The sequence below is a fragment of the Arthrobacter sp. B0427-1-12 genome (genome assembly GCF_059092905.1).
The window spans coordinates 83,910-104,989 of sequence record NZ_JBNHIC010000009.1 but is presented as its reverse complement, the minus strand read 5'-3'; the positions used below and the strand labels follow the sequence as shown (position 1 = coordinate 104,989).

General features: G+C 65.6%; 19 protein-coding genes and 1 tRNA gene. 9 read left to right on the top strand and 11 right to left on the bottom strand.

The features are described 5' to 3' along the window. Window positions 1–6: 6 nt before the first annotated feature. The 3 genes from AC5RWU_RS08485 to AC5RWU_RS08475 form a co-directional block, all read right to left on the bottom strand. Window positions 7–83: transfer RNA gene (locus tag AC5RWU_RS08485), tRNA-Met, on the bottom strand. A gap of 99 nt (window positions 84–182) precedes the next feature. Then, window positions 183–455, bottom strand: coding sequence for a hypothetical protein (locus AC5RWU_RS08480; RefSeq protein WP_494030435.1), 273 nt, complete (start codon window positions 453–455; stop codon window positions 183–185). A gap of 135 nt (window positions 456–590) precedes the next feature. Beyond that, window positions 591–3,047: a phosphoketolase family protein gene (locus AC5RWU_RS08475; RefSeq protein ID WP_494030436.1), complete on the bottom strand. Its 2,457-nt coding sequence runs from the start codon at window positions 3,045–3,047 to the stop codon at window positions 591–593. Window positions 3,048–3,254: 207 nt separating this feature from the next. On the opposite strand from AC5RWU_RS08475, the gene AC5RWU_RS08470 reads away from it, so the two are divergent. After that, the gene (locus tag AC5RWU_RS08470) at window positions 3,255–4,010 is read left to right on the top strand and encodes a CPBP family glutamic-type intramembrane protease (RefSeq protein WP_494030524.1); all 756 of its coding nucleotides are present in this window, start codon (window positions 3,255–3,257) and stop codon (window positions 4,008–4,010) included. 28 nt (window positions 4,011–4,038) lie between these two features. Here AC5RWU_RS08470 and AC5RWU_RS08465 read toward each other — a convergent pair whose 3' ends face one another. Together AC5RWU_RS08465 and AC5RWU_RS08460 are read right to left on the bottom strand one after the other, a co-directional pair. Further along, window positions 4,039–4,416, bottom strand: coding sequence for a VOC family protein (locus AC5RWU_RS08465; RefSeq protein ID WP_494030437.1), 378 nt, complete (start codon window positions 4,414–4,416; stop codon window positions 4,039–4,041). Between the two features lie 19 nt (window positions 4,417–4,435). Further along, window positions 4,436–7,060: an ATP-dependent DNA ligase gene (locus tag AC5RWU_RS08460; protein WP_494030438.1), complete on the bottom strand. Its 2,625-nt coding sequence runs from the start codon at window positions 7,058–7,060 to the stop codon at window positions 4,436–4,438. 83 nt (window positions 7,061–7,143) lie between these two features. On the opposite strand from AC5RWU_RS08460, the gene ku reads away from it, so the two are divergent. Further along, window positions 7,144–7,977, top strand: a complete 834-nt coding sequence (gene ku / locus AC5RWU_RS08455; protein ID WP_494030439.1) for a non-homologous end joining protein Ku — start codon at window positions 7,144–7,146, stop codon at window positions 7,975–7,977. Here ku and AC5RWU_RS08450 read toward each other — a convergent pair. After that, window positions 7,974–8,534: a cysteine hydrolase family protein gene (locus AC5RWU_RS08450; protein ID WP_494030440.1), complete on the bottom strand. Its 561-nt coding sequence runs from the start codon at window positions 8,532–8,534 to the stop codon at window positions 7,974–7,976. The two genes, ku and AC5RWU_RS08450, sit on opposite strands and share 4 nt — an antisense overlap. A gap of 74 nt (window positions 8,535–8,608) precedes the next feature. On the opposite strand from AC5RWU_RS08450, the gene AC5RWU_RS08445 reads away from it, so the two are divergent. The 5 genes from AC5RWU_RS08445 to AC5RWU_RS08425 are packed head-to-tail and all read left to right on the top strand — an operon-like array spanning window position 8,609 to window position 14,787. Continuing rightward, on the top strand, window positions 8,609–10,180 hold the full coding sequence (locus tag AC5RWU_RS08445; protein ID WP_494030441.1) for an FAD-dependent oxidoreductase: 1,572 nt from the start codon (window positions 8,609–8,611) through the stop codon (window positions 10,178–10,180). Then, complete coding sequence (locus tag AC5RWU_RS08440; RefSeq protein ID WP_494030442.1) at window positions 10,177–11,454, top strand: cytochrome P450; 1,278 nt, start codon at window positions 10,177–10,179, stop codon at window positions 11,452–11,454. Before AC5RWU_RS08445 ends, AC5RWU_RS08440 begins: the two co-directional genes overlap by 4 nt. 57 nt (window positions 11,455–11,511) lie before the next feature. Then, the gene (locus tag AC5RWU_RS08435; RefSeq protein ID WP_494030443.1) at window positions 11,512–12,909 is read left to right on the top strand and encodes an ABC transporter substrate-binding protein; all 1,398 of its coding nucleotides are present in this window, start codon (window positions 11,512–11,514) and stop codon (window positions 12,907–12,909) included. A gap of 4 nt (window positions 12,910–12,913) precedes the next feature. Then, complete coding sequence (locus tag AC5RWU_RS08430; protein ID WP_494030444.1) at window positions 12,914–13,840, top strand: carbohydrate ABC transporter permease; 927 nt, start codon at window positions 12,914–12,916, stop codon at window positions 13,838–13,840. Then, entirely contained in the window at window positions 13,837–14,787 is a 951-nt protein-coding gene (locus AC5RWU_RS08425) for a carbohydrate ABC transporter permease (protein WP_494030445.1), read from the top strand. Before AC5RWU_RS08430 ends, AC5RWU_RS08425 begins: the two co-directional genes overlap by 4 nt. Window positions 14,788–14,860: 73 nt before the next feature. Here AC5RWU_RS08425 and AC5RWU_RS08420 read toward each other — a convergent pair whose 3' ends face one another. After that, window positions 14,861–16,249: an SRPBCC family protein gene (locus AC5RWU_RS08420; protein WP_494030446.1), complete on the bottom strand. Its 1,389-nt coding sequence runs from the start codon at window positions 16,247–16,249 to the stop codon at window positions 14,861–14,863. Window positions 16,250–16,467: 218 nt separating this feature from the next. On the opposite strand from AC5RWU_RS08420, the gene AC5RWU_RS08415 reads away from it, so the two are divergent. Then, window positions 16,468–16,965, top strand: a complete 498-nt coding sequence (locus tag AC5RWU_RS08415) for a Dps family protein (RefSeq protein ID WP_494030447.1) — start codon at window positions 16,468–16,470, stop codon at window positions 16,963–16,965. Then, window positions 16,962–17,834, top strand: a complete 873-nt coding sequence (locus AC5RWU_RS08410; protein WP_494030448.1) for an SDR family oxidoreductase — start codon at window positions 16,962–16,964, stop codon at window positions 17,832–17,834. The genes AC5RWU_RS08415 and AC5RWU_RS08410 overlap by 4 nt, the downstream gene beginning before the upstream one ends. Window positions 17,835–17,846: 12 nt before the next feature. Here the strand turns inward: AC5RWU_RS08410 and AC5RWU_RS08405 are convergent, their stop codons facing one another. The 4 genes from AC5RWU_RS08405 to AC5RWU_RS08390 all read right to left on the bottom strand — a co-directional run bounded on the left by AC5RWU_RS08405 (window position 17,847) and on the right by AC5RWU_RS08390 (window position 20,809). Then, on the bottom strand, window positions 17,847–18,581 hold the full coding sequence (locus AC5RWU_RS08405; RefSeq protein WP_494030449.1) for a glutamine amidotransferase: 735 nt from the start codon (window positions 18,579–18,581) through the stop codon (window positions 17,847–17,849). A 33-nt stretch (window positions 18,582–18,614) separates the two neighbouring features. Then, window positions 18,615–19,364 (bottom strand): anti-sigma factor family protein, encoded by a 750-nt coding sequence (locus tag AC5RWU_RS08400; protein WP_494030450.1) that lies wholly within the window; start codon window positions 19,362–19,364, stop codon window positions 18,615–18,617. Then, window positions 19,361–19,882, bottom strand: a complete 522-nt coding sequence (locus tag AC5RWU_RS08395; RefSeq protein ID WP_494030451.1) for a sigma-70 family RNA polymerase sigma factor — start codon at window positions 19,880–19,882, stop codon at window positions 19,361–19,363. Before AC5RWU_RS08395 ends, AC5RWU_RS08400 begins: the two co-directional genes overlap by 4 nt. Window positions 19,883–20,089: 207 nt before the next feature. Continuing rightward, a complete protein-coding gene (locus AC5RWU_RS08390; protein ID WP_494036956.1) occupies window positions 20,090–20,809 on the bottom strand; it encodes a DUF559 domain-containing protein in 720 nt (239 codons plus the stop codon). Window positions 20,810–21,080 lie beyond the last annotated feature (271 nt).

Sequence of the window (21,080 nt, the reverse complement as noted above, 5' to 3'; positions counted from 1 at the left end):
CACCATTGGTTGCGGGGAGAGGATTTGAACCTCTGACCTCTGGGTTATGAGCCCAGCGAGCTACCGAACTGCTCCACCCCGCGGCGAAGTCTCCACTATATGCCATGCCGGGGGTAGAAGTCGAATCCGGTTTGCTCAGGTGGTTCCGCTGGCGGTACAGCGCCGGACGGGCCAGGCTCAGACTAGGCGGTCTCGGGCCAGGCGGAACTCGGTTCGTCGAAGGTGAAGCCGCAGTCGCAGCGGTAGGTGGTGATACCGGGCTCGGCCAGGGCAGGGGCCACCGCACGGCCGCCTTCGGTCGGCAGGACGACGAGCGGCTGGGTAATGGACAGAACGTCGGCGGTCACGATCTGCATCGGCTGGCCGCAGTGAATGTGCTCTGCGAGCGTTGTGCGGAGTCCGGGGTCGACGGGTTCGGGAAGAGCTTCGGGCGGTCCGCCCATGGTCAATGTCATTCTTCGGTTCCATTCAGTTCGGTTCTTCGGACCGTGGTCCTGCACCCCGCGCGGATTCTCTCCGGGCGGCACCATTGCCGCAGGGAGTTTCATCCTAAAACATCAGCAGGCTTAGCAAAAGGCTGCATCTTTAATTCAGCCCTGCGCTGATTTCGGGGCACCGCCAAGCGTCCATTCGCGCACCGATTCCAGGTCCTCGCCGGCCTCGCGGGTGTGCTGCCGGGCGCGGTGCCGCTGGTCCTGGAGCCACTGGCGGAACGATGCCTGCTTCGAGCCCAGACCGGGGATCCGGTCGATGGCATCGATGGCCAACTGGAAGCGGTCGATCTGGTTGAGCATAGCCATGTCGAAAGGAGTCGTCGTGGTCCCCTCTTCCTTGTAACCGCGCACGTGGAGGTTGCCGTGGTTGGTACGCCGGTAGGTCAGCCGGTGGATGAGCCACGGGTAGCCGTGGTACGCGAAGACGATTGGCTTGTCGGTGGTGAAGAGCGCGTCGAAGTCCTTGTCCGCGAGACCGTGCGGATGTTCGCGGTCATCCTGCAGCCGCATCAGGTCTACCACGTTGACCAGCCGGATCTTCAGGTCCGGCAGGTGGTCGCGGAGCAGCTGTGCGGCGGCCACCGCTTCCAGGGTGGGGACATCCCCGGCGCAGCCGAGCACAATGTCCGGATCCTCGCCCGGCACTTCCCGCCCGGCGAAGTCCCACACGCCGATCCCGCGGGCGACGTGCCGCACCGCGTCCTCCGGTCCCAGCCAGGTCAGAGCAGGAACCTTGCCTGCCACCACAACGTTTACATAGTCGCGGGACCGCAGGCAGTGCTCGGTCACGGCGAGCATGGTGTTGGCATCCGGCGGCAGGTACACCCGCACCACCTTTGCCTTCTTGTTGACCACCAGATCAACGAACCCCGGGTCCTGATGCGAGAAGCCGTTGTGGTCCTGCTGCCAGACGTGGGACGAGAGCAGGTAATTAAGGGACGCTAGTGGCTGGCGCCAGGGCAATTCCTGGTGCACTTCGAGCCATTTGGCGTGCTGGTTGAACATCGAATCCACGATGTGCACGAACGCCTCGTAGCAGTTGAAGACGCCGTGCCGGCCGGTCAGCAGATAGCCCTCCAGCCAGCCCTGGCACAGATGCTCGCTGAGCACCTCCATCACCCGTCCGGACCGGGCCAGGTGCTCATCCACGGACTCGAGGCGCTGCTGCCATACCTTGTCCGTTACCTCGTACACGTCCTGCAGACGGTTGGACGCCGTCTCATCCGGACCGAAGACCCGGAAGTTCTCCGGATTCAGCCGCACCACTTCGCGCAGCCAGGATCCGAGGTTCATCATCGGGCTTACCCGTTCCAGCCCTGGACTGTCGACGGCGACGGCATGGTCCCGGTACGCGGGCAGTTTCAGGTCCCGCAACAGGCGTCCGCCGTTGGCGTAGGGCGTGGCGCTCATGCGCAGGTCACCTGCGGGCGCCTGGGCGGCAATTTCCGGCAGGAGGCGGCCGCCGTCGTCGAACAGTTCCTCCGGTTTGTAGGACCGGAGCCACTCCTCCAGCTGCTTGAGGTGGTCCGGGTTGCTGTGGACTTCCGACAGCGGCACCTGGTGGGCCCGCCAGGTGCCCTCGACCGGCTTGCCGTCCACCACGTCCGGACCCGTCCAGCCCTTCGGCGAGCGCAGCACGATCATCGGCCAGCGGGGGGCATGGTCTGCAGGCGTATCGGCTCGCTCGGTTTCGACTCGCTCATTCCTCGCTCCCTCAACAACCGGCGCGCGGTGCTCAGATTGGGTCCGGGCGATCTCCTCCATGCACTCGTCCAGGACCTGCGCGAATTCCCGGTGCGCCTGCTCGAACGCAGCCGGGTCCTTGACCGTTACGAAGTGCGGTGCGTAGCCGTAGCCCTCCAGCAGGCTGCGCAGCTGCTGCTCCGGCATCCGGGAAAGCAAGGTGGGGTTGGCGATCTTGTAGCCGTTGAGGTGGAGGATGGGCAGTACTGCGCCGTCCGACACCGGGTCCAGGAAGGAATTGGAGTGCCAGCTGGCGGCGAGGGGCCCGGTCTCCGCCTCGCCGTCGCCGATCACGCAGGCCGCGATCAAGTCCGGATTGTCGAACACTGCCCCGTACGCGTGCGCCAGCGAATAGCCCAGCTCACCACCCTCATTGATGGATCCGGGAGTTTCCGGGGCCGCATGGCTGGGGATACCGCCGGGGTAGGAGAACTGTTTGAACAGCGCCTGCAGACCGGACTCATCCGTGCCCACGTGCCTGTAGATCTCCGAGTACGTCCCCTCCAGCCAGGCATTGGCCACATTCGCAGGACCGCCGTGTCCCGGTCCGGTGACGAAAAGCATCTTCTGCCGGCGTTGAGCGATGGCTCGGTTCAGATGGGCGTAGATAAAGTTCAGGCCCGGCGTCGTCCCCCAGTGTCCCAGCAGCCGGGCTTTGACGTCCGTGGGTTCGAGCGGCCGGCGGAGCAGCGGGTTGGCGCGAAGGTAGATCTGTCCGGCGGAAATAAAGTTGGCGGCCCGCCACCACGCATGGAGGAGTTCCAGCCGTTCCTGGTCGAGGCCGTTGGCACCGTCAGTGTTCTCTGTCATAATCCATGCACCTCTCCGCGATGTCCGGGCCTGTGATATCCGGGGACAGTTTCGAGCCTAGCCGCCACCGGGGACAGTTTCGAGGGGTGGCCCCAACCGAAGGAGGCTGAGAAAATAGCTACCGTGAGCCGCGCACCAGCAAGCATCCCCGCCACAGCAGCCCACGAAGCCACGAACCGCACCACGACCAACCTGATTCCGGCCGCGATGCTGTCCGCCTCCGGCTTCCTGCTCTTCGGGCTGGAACTGCGGCTGGCCGGCTACGGCCTGCTGGCGGCGTCGCTGGTGCTGGCCTTCGCCCTGAACCGCCCGCTGTTCAGGGACCTGGCGCTGATTGCCATTGGTGTGGCGGTCATCAGCACGGTGCCCATCACCACGGACATCAGCACCTCCCACATGCTGATCATGGGCACGGCGATGATTGCCGCCGTCGGAATTCCCTACGCCATTTCGCGCTACGGCTACCGGGACCATGCAGTGCGGTTCCCCGTGAACACGGGGCAGCGCTGGACCCGGCTGGAATGGGCGTATTTGGCGGCCGTGGTAGTGATCGGCTACCTGCTGCTGCCCACCTACATGATCAATACCGGCGTCTACCAGAACTGGCCGGCCGCCTCCGACCCGCAGATGATCGCCCGGCTGTTTGTGGGCACCAACGCGCTGGGTATCTGGGACGAACTGTTCTTCGTCTGCACCGCTTTCACGCTGCTGCGCCGGCACCTGCCGGACTGGCAAGCCAACCTGCTGCAGGCGGTGCTGTTCACGTCCTTCCTCTATGAGCTCGGCTTCCACAGCTGGGGCCCGTTCCTGATCTACTTGTTCGCACTGGTGCAGGGCTACACCTTCAAGCTCACGAAGTCCCTCTCCTACATTGTCTGCGTGCACCTGCTGTTCGATTTCGTGCTGTTCCTGGTGCTGCTGCACGCGCACAACCGAGAATGGGTGGACATCTTTTTGTACTGAGTTTTTGTACTGAGTGCGCAGGCCTTGGTCAGGATTCCTGCAGCACGGAGAGGATATTGCCGGCCGGGTCCTTGAACCAGGCGATGTCCGGTCCTCCCCCGGCGGCGCGGACAATGGCCTTCCCGTCCGCATCGAAGCCCTCGTAACGCTCGAACTGAACACCGCGGCGGGCCAGTTCGTCGACCGCCTCGTCAATGTTCCCGACGGGGAAGTTGAGGATGGTGAAGGTCGCCGGCGCGTGCGATTCCTTGGGGTACACAAAAATGTCGGTGCCGCCTGAAATGTGGAGAATCAGCATGCCATTCTCCTCCGAAACGTTCAGGCCGAGCGTCTGGCCGTAAAAGTCCTTGGCCTTCGGCACGTCGTCTACCGAAAACCCGCTGAATGCCTTGATGTTCCTGAACATGGTTGCCTCCTGTGACTTATTAGGTTGGTTGTTCCGGTTCTGTTCCGTCCGCCGCTTCGGGCGGCGTTTCCAGTACGACGTCGGCCGCCGCCTTGTCGGGGCGCAGTCCCCGCCAGGTGGGGTGCCGGAGTTTTCCCGAGCCGGTCTGCTCGGTGAATTCGACCTCGCCGACGAGCCGGGGCGTCACCCAGCGGGCTCCACGCGCATCGGCTTCCGGAACCCGGCCCAGCGGACTGGTCTTGCGCTCCAGCCTTTTCAGCGCCTCGGTCAGTTCCGCCAGGTCCCTGTCACTGAACCCCGTTCCCACCCGGCCCATGTACGTCAGGTTCCCGGCGCCGTCGTTCACTCCCACCAGGAGCGAGCCGAGCAGGTTCGCGCGCCGTCCATTGCCGGGCCGCCATCCTGCGATCACCACGTCCTGGGTGGCCACGTTCTTCAGCTTGACCCAAGTGCGGGTCCGCTGGCCCGCCGCGTAGCGCGAGTCGCACTTCTTGGCTATCACTCCTTCCAGGCCAAGCTCCTTGCTGGACGCGATGGCATCTTCCAGCGAAGTGTCGATGACGGGCGGTACGTGGATGGGTCCGTCTTCGTCCGGCTCCACGGCGGCCTCCAGCACCTCGCGGCGCTGGCGGTAGCCCAGGTCCAGCAGTGAATGGCCGTCCAGGTGCAGCAGGTCGAACAGCATCAGATCCACGGGAGTGCGTGCCGCGGCTCGCTGGACCTCGGCCTTCTTGGTCAGCTTCATCCGGGTCTGCAGCAGCCCGAAATCCGGGCGACCCTGCTTGTTCAGCGCAACGATTTCCCCGTCCAGCACGGCGGTCTTGGCGTGGACGCAGTCCGCGAGCTCCTCGGCGAACTCCGGGTACGTGGCGGTCACATCGTTGCCATTGCGGCTGATCAGGCGCACCCCGTCCGGAGTGAGGTTGACGATGGCCCGGACCCCGTCCCACTTCATCTCGAACGCCCAGTCCTCATCCCCGGTGACATCCTGCGGGCTGCCGAGAGTGGCAAGCATGGGTTTGATGGCGGGGAGCTCGGTTTCCTCGGTTTCGGTGTCGGTTTCGACTCCCTCGTTCCTCGCTCCCTCAACCACCGGGATTTCGGCTTCCTCAACCGCCGGCTGCGCCGCCTTGGGCTGGTCCTTCATCAGGTGGACCATCCAGTTCTTCCGGTCGCTGTCCTCCTCGCCGCCGGTATGGAAGAGCACGTAGCGCCGGCCGGTGACCTGCTGAGGCCCGCCCTTGCCGAACGCCCGCTCCAGGCCGCCGCCGTCCTGCCCGTAGAGGGTGACGATGATTTCCTTGCCGTCCCGCCATTTCTCCAGCTCGTAGCTGCCCCAGTCCCAGATGGTGACCTCGCCGCCGCCGTATTCGCCCTTGGGAATGGTGCCCTCGAAGTTGCCGTATTCCAGAGGGTGGTCCTCGGTCTGCACAGCGAGGTTGTTCTTCCGGGGATCGGTCGGCAGGCCCTTGGGCACCGCCCAGGACACCAGCACGCCGTCGTGCTCCAGCCGGAAGTCGTAGTGCAGCCGCCGCGCGTGGTGTTCCTGGATGACAAACGAGGTTCCCGCCGCCGGCCGTTCCCGGTGCGCCCAGACAGGATCCTGCGGCACAGGCTCCGGAGTCTTGGCAGCGTCCCGCATGGAGCGGTACTTCGCGAGGCGGTCGTGGGTTCCGGGTTGCTCGGTTTCGACTCGCTCGTTCCTCGCTCCCTCAACCACCACAGGCTCCGACGAGGTCAGATGGCCCGCATGCATGGCTAACATGGGGTCCTGCCGCCGCTTCATCCGCTCCAGCACCTGCCGGTAGTCCAGCTGTTCCAGCGCCGGATCGCCCAGCTCCTTCCACGTCCGCGGCACCGCTACCATCGGCTTCAGGCGCCCGCGCAGCGAATAGGGGCAGATCGTGGTCTTGGCCCAGTTGTTCTGGCTCCAATCGATCAGTACCTTGCCGGTCCGCAGCTTCTTCTTCATATCGCTGACCACCAGGTCCGGATAGTCTGCCTCCAGCGCCCGGGCCAGCTCGTGCGCCACCTCGGACACCTCCTCCGAAGTCTGCCCGCCGTCCAGCGCCGCATAAAGATGGATGCCCTTGCTGCCGCTGGTGACCGGGACTGGATCCAGGCCCATCTCCTTGAGGATGCCCCGGACCAGCAGCGCGACCTCCGCGCATTCGGGCAGCCCGGCGCCCTCGCCGGGGTCCAGGTCCAGCACCAGGCGGTCCGGATTCTGGATCTTGCCGCGCGGGCCGAACTTCCACTGCGGCACGTGCAGTTCCAGCGACGACATCTGCGCCATCCAGGTCAGCGTGGCGACGTCGTTAACCAAGGCGTAGGTGTTGGTGTGGTCCTTGTGCTCGATCGGGTACCGCTTGATCCAGGTAGGTGCTGTCTCATCCAGGTTCTTCTGGAAGAACACCTGGCCCGGCTTTTCAGTAGTGCCCACGCCGTGGACCCAGCGCTTGCGGGTGACCGGCCGGTCCTGCGCATGCGGAATCAGGAACCCGGCGATCTCGGCGTAGTAGGCGAGGACGTCGGCCTTGGTGGTCCCGGTGGCGGGGTAAAGAACCTTGTCCAGGCTGGTCAGCTTGACCCGATGGCCATCCACGGACACGGGCTGCCCCGAACTGGAGGTTTTGGTCGCCATAACCCCCAGTGTTCCCCGCTCCCTGCCGCTTGGCTAGGGGCGCCACCATACACAAACAACCATGCTTGGTGTTCACTTGTTCCATGAGGTCCATCTGGAAGGGTGCCGTCGCATTTGGTCTGGTTAACGTCCCGGTAAAGGTCTACGCCGCAACCGAGGACCATGACATCAGCCTCCATCAGGTCCACGCCAAGGACGGCGGACGGATCCGCTACCAGCGCCGCTGTGAAGTGTGCGGCAAAGTGGTGGACTACCAGGACATCGACAAGGCGTACGACGACGGCGAGCGCACCGTGGTGCTCACGGACGAGGACCTGGCCGCGCTGCCGGTGGAGAAAAGCCGCGAGATCGAAGTGGTTGAATTTGTCCCGAGCGAGCAGCTGGACCCCATCATGTTCGAGAAGAGCTACTACCTGGAGCCCGATTCCAAGTCGATCAAGGCCTACGCCCTGCTGCGCCAGACCCTGGAGGATACCGAGCGCACGGCGATCGTCAGGTACTCGCTGCGGCAGAAAAGCCGGCTGGGTGCGCTGCGGGTCCGCGACAAGGTGCTGATGCTGCAGGCCCTGCTCTGGAGCGACGAGCTCCGTGAAGCCGATTTCCCGGCACTGGAGGAAACCGTCAGAATCTCCCGCCAGGAGCGGGAAATGTCCGCCGCCCTGGTGGAGTCCTTTTCCTCCGACTTCACTCCGGAAGAGTTCACGGACGAGTACCAGGAGCAGCTGAAGCTCCTCATCGAGGCGAAGCTGGAGAAGGGCGACGCGCTGGACACCGAGGAAACCTTCGGCAGGATGAGGGAGGAAGAAGGCGGCAAGGTCCTGAACCTTATGGAGGCCCTGCGCCGGAGTGTGGAAAAGAACCGCGCGGAGAAGAAGGCGGGTCCGGGCAAGACCACCAAGGGAAAAAAGGGCGCCTAGTGGCCGCCCTCCAGCAGCTCAACCGCTTCCGGCATTCCCAGCACATCCTGCCGGTACTCATCCGACAGAACCTTCAGCACCTGCTCCGCGTAATCCGGACGGTTCGACGCGATCGCGTCCCTGGCATACGCCACCCGGAAGTTGTGGGCAAAGGCGTCAGCGGCGGTCTGCGCCACGCAGTTGTGGGTGGACACTCCCGTCAGCACCAGCTTTGTTGCACCCACGGTGCGCAGCCGCTGCAGCAGGTTCGTGCCCACGAAGCCGCTGTCCCTGGTCTTGACCACGCGGGGCAGATTGTCCGTCCGCAGTCCCGGGACGGTCCGGGCCTGTGTGGAGTTGGTGAAGATGAAGCCTTGGTTGTCGTCCAGCATGCTCAGCGTCCAGGTGGATCTGTCCCGTTCATGCTCCGTACAGACCAGGAACACCGGACATTCGGCCTCCCGCGCGGCGATGATCAGCTGGTTGCAGTTGGCCACCAGCCGGTCCTGCTCGGCCGCCAGGGTCTCGTCCTCGAAGTAGGCGTTCTGCATATCGATCACCAGCAGTGCAACAGTCATTTCCCCGCTCCTACGTATTTTGCTCAGGTTCAACAGTCTGCCATCCGGCCGGCTGCAATGAGGAAGGATCAGCCATGACGTCCCTCTGGTTGGACACGAAAGCCCGCATCGAAACCGACACCTTCGAGCCCGGGGCCGCCTATGACGTGGTCATTGTCGGGGCCGGCATCACCGGCATCACCACGGCACTGCTGCTGGCCCGCGCGGGCCGGCGCGTGGCAGTGCTGGAGGCCCGGCAGGTGGGCGCGGTCACCACCGGCAACACCACGGCCAAGATCTCCCTCCTGCAGAGCAAGCAGGCTTCCCGCATCCTGCGGCACCACTCTCAGGAGGTGGCCCGGGCCTATTTCGAGGCGAACCTGGAGGGGCAGAGCTGGCTGCTGCGCTACTGCGGGGACAACTTTATCCCCTTCCAGCGCCGGGACGCCTACACCTATGCGGTTACGGACTCCGGCCATGGCGCGCTGGAGGACGAACTGGAGGCGCTGCACCGCTGCAACCTCCAGGCGGAATTCACCACGGACACCGAGCTGCCGTTCGATGTCACCGGGGCTGTCCGCCTGCCGGACCAGGCCCAGTTCAACCCGATGGACTATCTGACCGCGGCGGTGGCGGAGCTGCGCTCCCGCGGCGGGATCGTCGTCGAAAACCTGCGGGTCCGCCATGTCGACGCCGGCACTCCGGTAGGCGTCAGGACGGACCTTGGCAAGGTCACCGGCGCGGAACTAGTGCTCGCCACCGGCACGCCGATCCTGAACCGCGGCGGCCACTTCGCCCTGCTGAAGCCCGGCCGCTCCTACGCCATGGCGTTCAAGACCGAACTGCTCTCCGGTCAAAAAGCACTCCCGCAGGGCATGTACCTCTCCATCGACTCGCCGGGGCGCACACTGCGCACCTACCCGGCCAACATCGTCGAACATCCCGGTGAAGGCGAAGGCGCCGGCGGTGCCGAGGAAACAGGTCCCGCTGCGCCCGCCCCGGAGTATCTGATTGTCGGCGGCAACGGTCACCCGGTCGGCCGCCACGCCCACACCCGCGGCCTGCTGGAGGACATCGAACGCTGGACGCACCAGCATTTCCCCGGTGCCGAGGCCACCCATGAGTGGTCCGCACAGGACTACCAGCCGGCCGGAGCGCTGCCGTACGTCGGCCCGATCCCGGTCCCCTCGGCCACCGGGCGCAGCGGCCGGATCCACGTGGCCACCGGCTTCCATAAATGGGGCATGACCAACGGCGTCGCCGCCGCGCTGGCGCTCTCGGCCGACATCCTGGGTGGCGACAATGAATGGGCCAAGATCCTGTACAAGGGACGGGTCAGCCCCCAGGATGCCCTGTCCACGGCCGAGACCAACGCGGAGGTGGCGGTGGAGCTGCTCAGCGGCTGGCTGGGCGGCTTGGCCCGCACTCACGATGTGCACCCGCCCGAGGGCCAGGGGGTGGTGACCCGGGCGAAGGCGCGTCCCGTCGGCGTGTGCACCGTCGACGGCGCCACGCACCGGGTCTCGGCCATCTGCACCCACCTGGGCGGGGTCCTCGGCTGGAACGACGCCGAGCGGTCCTGGGACTGCCCGCTGCACGGCTCCCGCTTCAGCGCCGAGGGCGAACTGCTTGAGGGTCCGGCCACGCGAAACCTGGACCGCCCGTGATCCCGGCACTGAAGCGGCCGGACGCCAGTGCGTCCTTCCTGCACCGCGGCTACGCGTTCATCGGCTGGCACTGCGACCGCCTGGGGGTGGACGCCTTCCGGACCCGCCTCATGTTCCGGCCGCTGCTCTGCATGCGGGGCGAGGCCGCTGCCGCGCTCTTCTACGCGCCGGGCGCCTTCACCCGGGTGGGTGCCGTCCCGCGGTCGGCCGGGCGGCTGCTGCAGGACGAGGGCAGCGTCCAGATGCTCGACGGGGCGGCACACCGGCACCGCAAATCGCTCTTCTTAGCCATGGCCGGCGCGGACGCGAGCCGGCGGCTGGCCGAGATCTTCGAGGAGGAATGGCACAGCGCACTGCAGCAGTGGAAGAGCCGTTCCAGCGTGGTGCTCCAGAAGGAGCTGATTGTGCTGCTGACCCGCGCCGGCATGCGGTGGGCGGGGATCGATCCGGAGGGCCAGAATGTCGCCGCGAGGGCACGCGAATTCGGCGCGATGGTGGAGAACGCCGGCAGCGTCGGCCCGGCGAACCTCATGGCGCGGCTGCACCGGCACCGGACGGAACGCTGGGCGCGCGGACTGATCGAGGACATGCGCCTCAAAGCCGGTGCCGGTACGACGCCGGACACACCCCTGGGTACCCTCGCCACCTTCACCGACGAGGCGGGACGGCCGCTGGATGCCGGGGACGCCGCCGTCGAACTGATCAACCTGCTCCGGCCGATCGTGGCCATTGGCCGCTTCGTGGTGTTCGCCGCCGTCGCACTGGAGCAGCAGCCGCAGTGGGCCGACAGGTTCCGGGCCGGGGAGCTGGGGGAGCTGACCAATTTCGTCAACGAAGTCCGGCGCTTCTATCCGTTCTTCCCGTTCATGGCCGGAGTGGCCCTGCGGCCGTTCGAATGGGACGGGGAGGAACTGCCGGCGGGCACCTGGGTGATGCTGGACCTGTACGGCACCAACCACGATCCGCGGCTGTGGAGCCATCCTGGCAGCTTCCGTCCGGAACGGTTCCGCACAGAACGGATCACGTCCCACAACCTGGTGCCCCAGGGTGGCGGAGACCCTGCTTCCGGCCACCGTTGTCCCGGCGAGGACATTACGGTCGGCCTGCTGGAAACCGCCGTGCGGCTGCTTGCGGAGGCGCGGCTGGCGCTGCCCACCCAGGACCTGAGCATCAGCCTGCGGCGGATTCCCGCCCTGCCGGCCAGCGGGGTCATCCTCAGTGCGGACGGCATGCCTGCGGACCGCGCGAGCAGCGTGGATGGATCCATTAATTGAGCGTCAGTCCTGCCTATAGTGCTACGAGAGGTATTGACCACGAAGGCAGGAAAGACGATGCGATCGAAATCGACAGGTCGGCTGCTCGGCACCGCCGCCGGGGCAGCAGCTGCGGCCCTGGTGGCAGGCTGCGCCACCGGAACGGGTGGCGGGCAGAGCACCTCCACTGCAACCTTTGATCCGGAGGCTGAGCTCTCCGGCGAGCTGCAGGTCATGGGGTTCGGCACCGGCGACGAGGTTGCTTCCGTCAGGTTCGACCACGCGTCGGCGCAACTGCAGGGAGTGGACATCAACCTGGTCGAGGGCGAACTCGACATCCAGCAGTTCCTGTCCTCCTTCGCCAGCGGCAACCCGCCCGGGCTGATCTATGCCGACCGCGAGCAGCTGGGCACTTTCGCCTCCCGCGGCGCCATCATGCCCCTGAACCAATGCATCGATGCCGAGGGCATCAATCTGGACGACTTCCGGCAGCCGGCCATCCAGCAAGTCACCTTCGAGGACCAGGTCTACGGCGTTCCGGAATTCAACCAGGTCCAGATCCTGATGGCCAATACCCAGCTGCTGGGCCAGGCAGGGCTCGGCCTGGAGGATGTGGACGGCTCCGACTGGACTCGCATCAGCGAAGCCTCCGCACAACTGCACAGCAGCAACGGCGGGCAGCCGGCCGTGATCGGCTTCGACAGCAAGCTGCCGGAGTTCTTGCCGCTCTGGGTCCATGCCAACGGCGGATCCCTGCTGTCCGAAGACGGCCGGACGGCGCAGCTGGATTCCCCGGAGGCCGTGGAGGCGCTGGAATTCGCCGCGGGCGTCTATGCGGACCAAGGCGGCTACAGCGCCGTGAAGGCCTTCAAGGATTCGGCCGACTTCTTCGGTTCCGGCAACCAATTCGCCTCCGGCACGCTCGGCGCCATGCCTATGGAGCAGTGGTACGTCAACATCCTCAGCGATGTTTCCCCGGACGCACCGGTGGACTTCACCACGCTGAAGACCCAGGAGGGCGAGCCGATGAGCTATGCCACCGGTTCCGCCTGGGCCATCCCGGCCAACAGCGCCAACCCGCAGGCCGCCTGCCGCTTCCTGAAACACATGACCTCGCAGGACGCCTGGATGCAGGCCGCCCTGGCCCGCGCAGACAAGCAGCGGTCGGAGGGGCATCCCTTCACCGGGCTCTTCACCGGCAACGCCGCCGCCGACCAGGCCATTCGCGACGAATTCGTCGAAGAGTCCGGCGACAGCAACTGGTACCGGGGAATGCAGGCCACCTACGAGGCCAATGACAACTCTTTCGTGCTGCCCGCCAATCCGGCCGATGCCGAGTTCAAGGCAGCTTGGCAGTCCGCGGTGAACCGCGTGCTGCTGGGCCAGCAGGAACCCCCTGAGGCGATGGCCCAGGCGCAGACCGAGGCCCAGCAGGCCCTGGACACCGCGTGGGCCGCCTGGGACGGGAAGAGCTAGGACCGTGTCCTTAGCTCCGGTTCGCCGGAAGAACAGAGCGGCCAGGGCCAACACCCGGGCCGCCTGGCTCTTCATCAGTCCATGGATCATCGGCATGCTCGTCTTCACGGCCTGGCCGATCCTCTACAGCGGCTACCTGTCCCTGACCGATTACGACGTCATCAATGACCCGAACTTCATCGGCTTCGGGAACTACGCGCAGCTGGCCCAGGATCCGCAGGTCCGCACTGCACTGGGCAACACGCTCTATTACACGCTGGTGTCCGTTCCGCTGCATGTCATCGTCTCGCTGGCGCTGGCACTGCTGCTCAACCGGGTAGGACGGGCGTCCGGCTTCTTCCGCACCGTGTTCTACCTGCCGAATATGACCCCGCCGGTGGCCGTCGGCGTCCTGCTGCTGCTGCTCTTCAACGGGCAGAACGGACTGGTGAACACGGTGCTGGGCTGGTTCGGGATCCAGGGGCCAGCCTGGACCACCGATCCGGCGTGGGTCCAGCCCGGCCTGATCCTGATGAGCCTGTGGACACTGGGTTCCTCGATCATCATCCTGCTGGCAGCGTTGCGTAACGTCCCTGCGGAGCTCTACGATGCCGCCCGGGTGGACGGGGCGAACTCGTGGCAGAGGACTACGCGCATCACCATCCCCATGATCAGTGGCACCCTGTTCTTCATCTTCATTGTCAACTCCATTGCGGCGTTCCAGACCTTCACCGAGGCCTACACGGCCTTCTTCGGAGCCGGCAACCAGACGTATGGCAATGATGCGGCGCTGTTCTACTCCATCTACATCTTCCGGCAGGCCTTCGAGTTCCTGCACATGGGCTACGCGTCGGCCCTGGCCTGGCTCCTGTTCGCCATCATCATGGCCGCCACGGCCGTCCAGTTCCTGGTCAGCCGACGGCTGGTCTACTACGAAGGGGCACAGCGTTGACGGCCCGGACCGGAGCCTCGGAGCTGTCCGGGCAGTTGCCTGAGAACGGGCTGCCCGGACCAGGACCGGAAGCGGGATCCGCACCGGAGGTTCCACCGGTTCCGCGCCGGCGGTTCCCTCAGTCCCTGCCGGCGCGGCTGCTGACCTGGGGTGCACTGGGCCTGGCCACGCTGCTCTTCACTTACCCGCTGATCTGGCTGGTCAGCGCATCCTTCAAGCCGCGCGCTGAGGTCTTCGACAACAAACTCATACCGGACACCGTTACGCTGGAGAACTACCTGAGCGTATGGGAGGAAGCACCGCTGGCGCTGTGGCTGGCCAATACCGCGCTGGTGACTGTGCTTGCCGCGGTGGCGGTCACGCTCAGCAGTGCGATGGTGGCCTGGGGGTTCGCCTTCTTCCGGTTCAGGGGCCGCAACGTCCTGTTCGGCGTCGTACTGGCCACCATGATGCTGCCCGGCGCGGTGACCATGATTCCCCAGTTCCTGATCTGGGACAGCCTGGGTTTTGTGGGTACTCTGGTTCCGCTGTGGGCCGGCAACCTCTTCGGCAGCGCGTTCTATATCTTCCTGCTCCGCCAGTTCTTCCTGGGCCTGCCCCGGGAACTGTTCGAAGCGGCGCGGATCGACGGCGCCAACAACTGGCAGCTATTCACCCGGATCGCCGTCCCGCTGTGCCGGCCGGCGCTGATCGTTACCCTGGTGTTCGAGTTCCAGGTGGCTTGGACGGACCTGATGCGGCCGCTGATCTACCTGCGGGACAGCTCCACCTTCACGATTCCCCGCGGGCTCAAGTCCTTGGTGGACCAGTTCGGTTTCGGCGGCGAAATGCAGTGGGAAATCATCGTGACAGCCAGCGTCATCACGACCATCCCGATGATCGTGCTGTTCTTCCTGGCGCAGCGGCATTTCGTGGCAGGCATCGCGACCACCGGCTCCAAGGGCTAGTGCGGACGCATACCGGGGCGGCGGGCCATCATGCCCGCCGCCCCGGCCAGCCATACCTCAGATGTTCCCCGCCTCAGATGTTGCCCGGCCGGTCCTCGCCGCTTTCGTCAAGCACGCCGTCGGACCGGCGGCTGTCCCGCAGCGTCGTTTCGCCGCGGATGGGATCATCCGCGGCCGGGTCGTTCACGGCCCGGTCGCGGCGGGCGGCTTCGTCCACCTCCGGGTTGCCGGTTTCCGGGTATCCCGTCGCGGCATCGCCGAGGTTCTGGTCCCCGCCGAACTTCGGATCTCCGGTCTCCGGACCCTCGCCCCGCTTGCCAACGTCGGCGCCTTCAGTGCGGTTGCTGTCTTCATCGCGGTCCGCATCAGCTGCCTTGCTGCTGCCGCCACCGGCAACTCCGCCCAGGGCTGCACCCATGGTGGAGCCGAGCCCTCCGGCGCGTCCGCCCCGGTCCTTTCCTTCGAGCAGCTCGCTGTCAGGGACATCCTCGCGCAGCACGGAGTCGGGATCCATCGGGTACTCGCCGCCGCGGGCGGCCACGTCCTCGGGTGCAGCGTCCTGCATCGGGTCCTTGAGTCCTGACTTCTCCGGCGACCTCTCCGGATTGTCCGCGTAAGTGTCCTCGTCCCGCCTGTCGACCGTGTCCCGGTTCTCATAGCGGGTTCCCTCGGATCCGAGTCCGGCAGCTCCGGCTCCCGGTCCGGTGCCAGCAGCGCTGGTGGGGTAGGTCACGTCGGCAGGGGTGCCGACCTCGGTCCCGTCGTTGCGGACACCTTCCTCGTAGTTTTCCCTGCTGCCGTAGGTGGTGCTGCCGAATTCGCTGCGCACTCCGGTGGTTCCGGCGTCGCCCTCGGGGAAGGTCGGTTCAGCGGTGGTCGCCGTGTCAACCTCGGTATCGAAGTTCCCGGTTCCGGCCGTCGCTCCGCCCGGAGTGGTTCCGGCGTCGGTGGTTCCCGGTTCGGTGGTTCCGGCCGCTGCGGGAGCGGCAACTCCGCCGGTGTGCTTACCTTCCGTCGTAACTTCCTCGCGCCAGGCGCCGGTTTCGCCGCCGCGGCCCTCGATGAATTCTTTGAACCGCTCCAGATCCTGGTGGACCTGGCGGTTGTCCATTCCGACGACGGACCCCACCTTCTCCTTGAAGGTCTCCGGATCCCATTCGAACTGCACATTCACCCGGGTGTGCCCGGCGTCGACCTTGTCGAAGGTGACCCTGCCCGCTTGGTTGACTCCACCGATGGAGCGCCAGGCGATGCGTTCGTCCGGACGCTGGTCGGTGATCTCAGTGTCGAATTCCTTCTCCACACCGCCAATCCGGGTCTTCCAGTGGTTATGCGTATCGTCCACCTGTGTCACGGATTCAACGCCCTCCATGAAACGCGGGAATGATTCGAACTGCGTCCACTGGTTGTAGGCGGTGGATACCGGAACTGCTACATCAATTGATTCCTGGACTGTTGCCATGATGGTTCTCCTCACCATTACAGGACGCAGGGTGCGTCGGGTGAAACGGACCTAGAGGCCGAATGCTTGGCTCCACTTCAAGGCTACAAACGGCCCACAGCCGTTGCAATGACTCTGGACCTCTTTAGTAAGTTTACTGATAATGTTGCAGGAACCGTGCCGGCTCAAGGAGTTCCGGGCGCGGGAAATGCACTGTCGGCTGCAAGCTAGGAGGATCCATGAAAGCATCGAAGACCCTGGGCGATAACCTGCAGGCTGTCCTGGCGGACCTGATCGAACTGCATCTGCAAGGCAAGCAGGCGCACTGGAACGTGGTCGGCAAGAACTTCCGCGACCTCCACCTGCAACTGGACGAAATCATCGCGGACGCGCGAATCTTCACGGACCAGCTGGCCGAGCGCATGCGGGCGCTCCATGCTGTGCCGGACGGCCGCAGCGAAACCATCGCCAAGACCACCAGCCTGGAGCCCTTCCCCATGGGACTGGTGGACACCAAGGACACCGTGGGACTGGTCGTGGAGCTGCTGGAGGGCACGGTCAAGACCATGCGTGACGTCCATGACCAGGTTGACGAAGAGGACCCGGTAACGGCGGACATCCTCCACGGCTTCATCGAGAAGCTGGAGCAGTACGCCTGGATGGTCAACGCGGAGAACATGACGCCGACGGCCAAGGTAGCTAAGCCGGAAAAGAAGCCGGCGAAGAAGGCGTCATGAGCGAGGACCCCACAACCAAGCACCACCAGGAAGGCTTCCCCAAGCAGACCCAGGAACAGCCGGGCCTGACCGGGGAAACCACACCCGAGCCGGACCACGGCGAGGAAAGCTACGTCGGCTCCGGCAAGCTGGCGGACAAGGTCGCCCTGATCACCGGCGGCGATTCCGGCATCGGACGGGCGGTGGCCATTGCCTACGCACGGGAAGGCGCCGACGTCGTGCTTTCCTACCTGCCCCAGGAGGAGGAAGACGCCAGGACCACCGCCGACTGGGTGGAAAAGGCCGGCCGCAAGGCCGTGCTGGTCCCGGGCGACGTCCGGCAGGAGCAGTACTGCAGCGAGCTGGTGGACCGGGCCGTCCGGGAGCTTGGCCGGCTGGATATCGTGGTGCTCAACGCCGCGTACCAGCAGGATCGCGAGGGACTGGAAAACCTGCCCACGGAGGAGTTCGACCGGGTCTTCAAGACCAACCTCTACGGCGTGATGTGGGTGGCGCGGGCCGCCATTCCGCACCTGAAGCCGGGGTCGTCGATCATCACCACCTCTTCCATCCAGGCCTTCAATCCGTCCCCGGGGCTGATCGACTACGCCATGACCAAGGCCGCGCAGGTGGCCTTCACCAAGGCGCTGGCGCAGCAGCTCGGGGAGAAGGGTATCCGGGTCAATGCCGTGGCTCCGGGTCCAATCTGGACACCGCTGATTCCGGCCACCGACTGGCCGGACAAACTGCCGAAGTTCGGCCAGGACACACCGCTGGGACGGGCCGGCCAGCCGGCCGAACTCGCGGCGGCCTACGTGTTCCTGGCCGAACCCGGGGCCAGCTATGTGTCCGGTGCGGTGGTCCCGGTGACGGGCGGTAAGGGGCTGTAGTTCCTGCCGGGCCTACCGGGCGTAACGCTCCACGAAGTTGCGCATGATCAGCGTCGGCGTTTCCGTCACGCCGGTCGCGCGGGCCTGCTCCACCAGGGAACCGGCGGTCTCCGGTGGGAAATAGCCGTAATGCTTGTAGATCTCCACACGGGTCATGAAGCCGTCGATGTCCAGCTCCGGGTGGAACTGGGTGGCGTAGAGGTTGCTGCGGATCCGGAACATCTGCACCGGGCAGGCAGCGGACCACGCCAGCAGCACGGCGTTGGGCGGCAGGACCGAGCACGCTTCCTTGTGCCCGACGAAGGCCTCGAACCGTTCCGGCAGTCCGCGCAGCACCGGGTCCAGGAGGCCATCCTCGGTCAGCTTGATCGTCACCGCCCCGAGCGGTTCGCCGTAGGTGCGGTCGATCACTGCACCCTGGTGCGCGCCAAGGGTTCCGACGCCGTAGCACGCGCCCAGGAACGGGAAGTCCTCCGCGACGACCCGGTCCAGCAGGACGGCCAGCTCCCGCTCCACCCGGTGCTGGGCGGGGCTTTTCTCCGCTTCGGGATCGCTGGAGGTGAAGGGGCTGCCGCCGACGATGATGCCGGAATAGCGGTCCAGGTCGATCTGCGGCAGCGGACCGGTCTCCATCCTGACGCGGTGCAGCTGTCCGGGTTCCAGACCGCCGTAGCGCAGGTAGGCACGGTATTCATCGTCCGCGGCGGCATCCTCGGCCCGGGAGGCCAACAGCAGGAAGGGCTTCACAGGGTTAATTCTGCACCTGGTTCAATTCCGCTCCTACAGGGCGGCGTGCAGGACGACTGCCTCCGTGGGCATCAGCCGGACTTCGAGGGACTGGATCTGGTCGATGGTGGCGCCTGTGGTTCCGGTCGGCACCATGTAAGTGCCCGGCGCAGCCATCCAGGTCGCCACCATAGTGGTCTCACCGTCGGTGTCCGTCACGAACAGCGCATACTCATACTTCGAGGCATAGCCCGTGGACGGCTCACCGCTGGGGTTCGTCGGCGACGCCAGCTGCTGGTAGGTGCAGTGCACATCGATCCGGGTTCCCCATTCCTCCTCGAACAGCACGGCTTCAGCCGTCACCGTGCTCGGCATCACCTGCTGCAGGGCCACCCGGGTGCCCGCGGGCTCCACCGGTGCCTCCGTTCCGCCGAAGACGACCGGCAGGAACAGCGCCAGCGCCGCCGCCGCAGCCGCCACACCGGCAACGACGGCGGCCAACCGGATCCGTGCCCAGCGGCGCGCCTTGCGCGCTGCCTCCAGCAGTCCCGGCAGCATGCTTGGTGCCTCCGCCTCCTTGGTGCCAGGGCCGGCGTCGTGCACCAGTGCAAGCGCATGCTCCCGCGGCACCGACGCCAGCAAACCACCCATCCCTGCGAGCCCGGCCACCTCGGCGGAGCACGCATCGCACTCCGCCAGATGGCGCTCGTACTCGCGCCTCTCGGCAGGCGAGAGCCCCCCGAGGACGTAGGCGGCATCCCACTCACGGTAGGGGTCCGCCGGATGGCTGGCAGAAACACTCACGGGCTGGTGACACCCCTTTCCTGAAGCGCGAGCCGCAGGGCCCGCAATCCGTAGTGCAGTCTTGATTTGACGGTGCCGGGAGGCAGCTGAAGCTGGGCAGCCATGTCCGCGATGGACTTTCCGCCGTAATAGGCCAGGACGATCACCGTGCGGTGGTCCTCCGTCAGTTCACTCAATGCCTCCGTGACCAGCCAGGAGTCCAGTACCGCGTCGGTCCGGTCGCCGTCGTGTCCGCCGGCGGCGCCTTCGGGAATCTCATCCGTCCCGTACTCGCGGCGCCAGCGCGAACTCCGGCGGTCGTCGATGACGAGGTTCCGTGCCACGGTGTACAGCCAGGCACGGGAATTGCTCTCCGATTGGTCCAGCACCTCCGGCCGTTTCCAGGCCCGCAGCAGCGTTTCCTGGACAACATCCTGGGCAAATTGTTCATCTCCAGTCAGGCGGACCACGTAACGCCAGAGCGCCGCCGCATGCTCATCATGCAGGGCTTTGAGCAGGTCCGCCTGGCCGTCCGTCATGGTCCCTCCTCCCTGAACTGAAAACGTAACCCGTACCCGAATGGTTCACTGTGATGGGTGCCATGGACCCTGACTACCGGAGGCAGCTTGGGAAAATATGGTGGGCTTTGCACCGTCCCCGGAAGTCCGGCTCTGCCTGGCGCCCATTGGTCAGTTCCCGTTGCTCCGAGCCTGCCCAATGGATTTCGCAGACCCTTTTCGCCCCGTTCAGGGACGCCAGCCGCGCTCCCGCAGCGCGTTCCCGACCCGGACAACAGCCCGTTGCAGGCCGCTCGAGTCCCGGGTATCGAGATCCATTTGCGTGAACTTGAGTACCCTCCAGCCCAGATCCTGCGCGTCCTCGTCCCGGCCGATATCGTAACGGCGCTGATCTTCGGTGATGTGGTGTCCTCCGTCGTACTGCAGAACGATCTTGTACTCGCGGTACATCATGTCCGGAGTTTCCACATGCAGACCGTGCTCGTCAAAGATCCCGGCATTGATCTCGGGTTCCGGAAGGCCCGCCCGGACCAGTGCCAGGCGCAGTTCCGTTTCCTTTGCAGAGTCCGTGTTGGACCGCACCCATTCCATGGCACGGCGTGCCCTGGCCACACCTGGCTGGCCGGACATCCGCTCAAGCAAGGCGGTCATCTGCTCGATGGCCGAATATGGATTCCGGCGCCGCACCAACTGATCCCCGACGTAGACCAGGTCGTCCAACGGGAGCAGACTCGCCAGGTCATACCAGGTCCGCAGCGGCGAAGTGGCTGCGAAGTGCTTGCCGTCAACGACGTCCTCCGGGTGGAGGGTGAGCACATGCCCGACGACGCCGGTCCGCCGGACCGCGCGGTGCGGCGGCTGCCGGGTCAGATGGATCATCAGGGACCGTTTCAGGCTCAGCGGCAGATGGAGCTCCCACAGCATGGCAGCAGTACTGTGGCTGGCCACGGCATCCGGCACTACGGCAACGTGGACGGCACACCTATCACGGAGGGTCGGATTGCCGCCCGGAAACCTCGCTCCCCGGGCAGGGACTTCAAGGTCTGCGGCACGGAGCCGCTGACTGCTGATCCCCTGCTCAAGGGCCGCCTTGACTGCAAAAGCGGAGTCGGAAAACGGTTCCGGCAAGGGCGAAGGGCTGCGTATGCCACCCATTGTTGCCAATGTGCACGGCTCCACCTCGGTTATCGACAGGGAGCTGCGCGAGAGTGCATTGAAG

Excerpts from the sequence above, each read along its gene's own strand:
- AC5RWU_RS08480 (WP_494030435.1), bottom strand. The coding sequence starts at position 455 with ATGACATTGACCATGGGCGGACCGCCCGAAGCTCTTCCCGAACCCGTC.
- AC5RWU_RS08475 (WP_494030436.1), bottom strand. The coding sequence starts at position 3,047 with ATGACAGAGAACACTGACGGTGCCAACGGCCTCGACCAGGAACGGCTG.
- AC5RWU_RS08470 (WP_494030524.1), top strand. The coding sequence starts at position 3,255 with ATGCTGTCCGCCTCCGGCTTCCTGCTCTTCGGGCTGGAACTGCGGCTG.
- AC5RWU_RS08465 (WP_494030437.1), bottom strand. The coding sequence starts at position 4,416 with ATGTTCAGGAACATCAAGGCATTCAGCGGGTTTTCGGTAGACGACGTG.
- AC5RWU_RS08460 (WP_494030438.1), bottom strand. The coding sequence starts at position 7,060 with ATGGCGACCAAAACCTCCAGTTCGGGGCAGCCCGTGTCCGTGGATGGC.
- ku (WP_494030439.1), top strand. The coding sequence starts at position 7,144 with ATGAGGTCCATCTGGAAGGGTGCCGTCGCATTTGGTCTGGTTAACGTC.
- AC5RWU_RS08450 (WP_494030440.1), bottom strand. The coding sequence starts at position 8,534 with ATGACTGTTGCACTGCTGGTGATCGATATGCAGAACGCCTACTTCGAG.
- AC5RWU_RS08445 (WP_494030441.1), top strand. The coding sequence starts at position 8,609 with ATGACGTCCCTCTGGTTGGACACGAAAGCCCGCATCGAAACCGACACC.
- AC5RWU_RS08435 (WP_494030443.1), top strand. The coding sequence starts at position 11,512 with ATGCGATCGAAATCGACAGGTCGGCTGCTCGGCACCGCCGCCGGGGCA.
- AC5RWU_RS08420 (WP_494030446.1), bottom strand. The coding sequence starts at position 16,249 with ATGGCAACAGTCCAGGAATCAATTGATGTAGCAGTTCCGGTATCCACC.
- AC5RWU_RS08415 (WP_494030447.1), top strand. The coding sequence starts at position 16,468 with ATGAAAGCATCGAAGACCCTGGGCGATAACCTGCAGGCTGTCCTGGCG.
- AC5RWU_RS08410 (WP_494030448.1), top strand. The coding sequence starts at position 16,962 with ATGAGCGAGGACCCCACAACCAAGCACCACCAGGAAGGCTTCCCCAAG.
- AC5RWU_RS08395 (WP_494030451.1), bottom strand. The coding sequence starts at position 19,882 with ATGACGGACGGCCAGGCGGACCTGCTCAAAGCCCTGCATGATGAGCAT.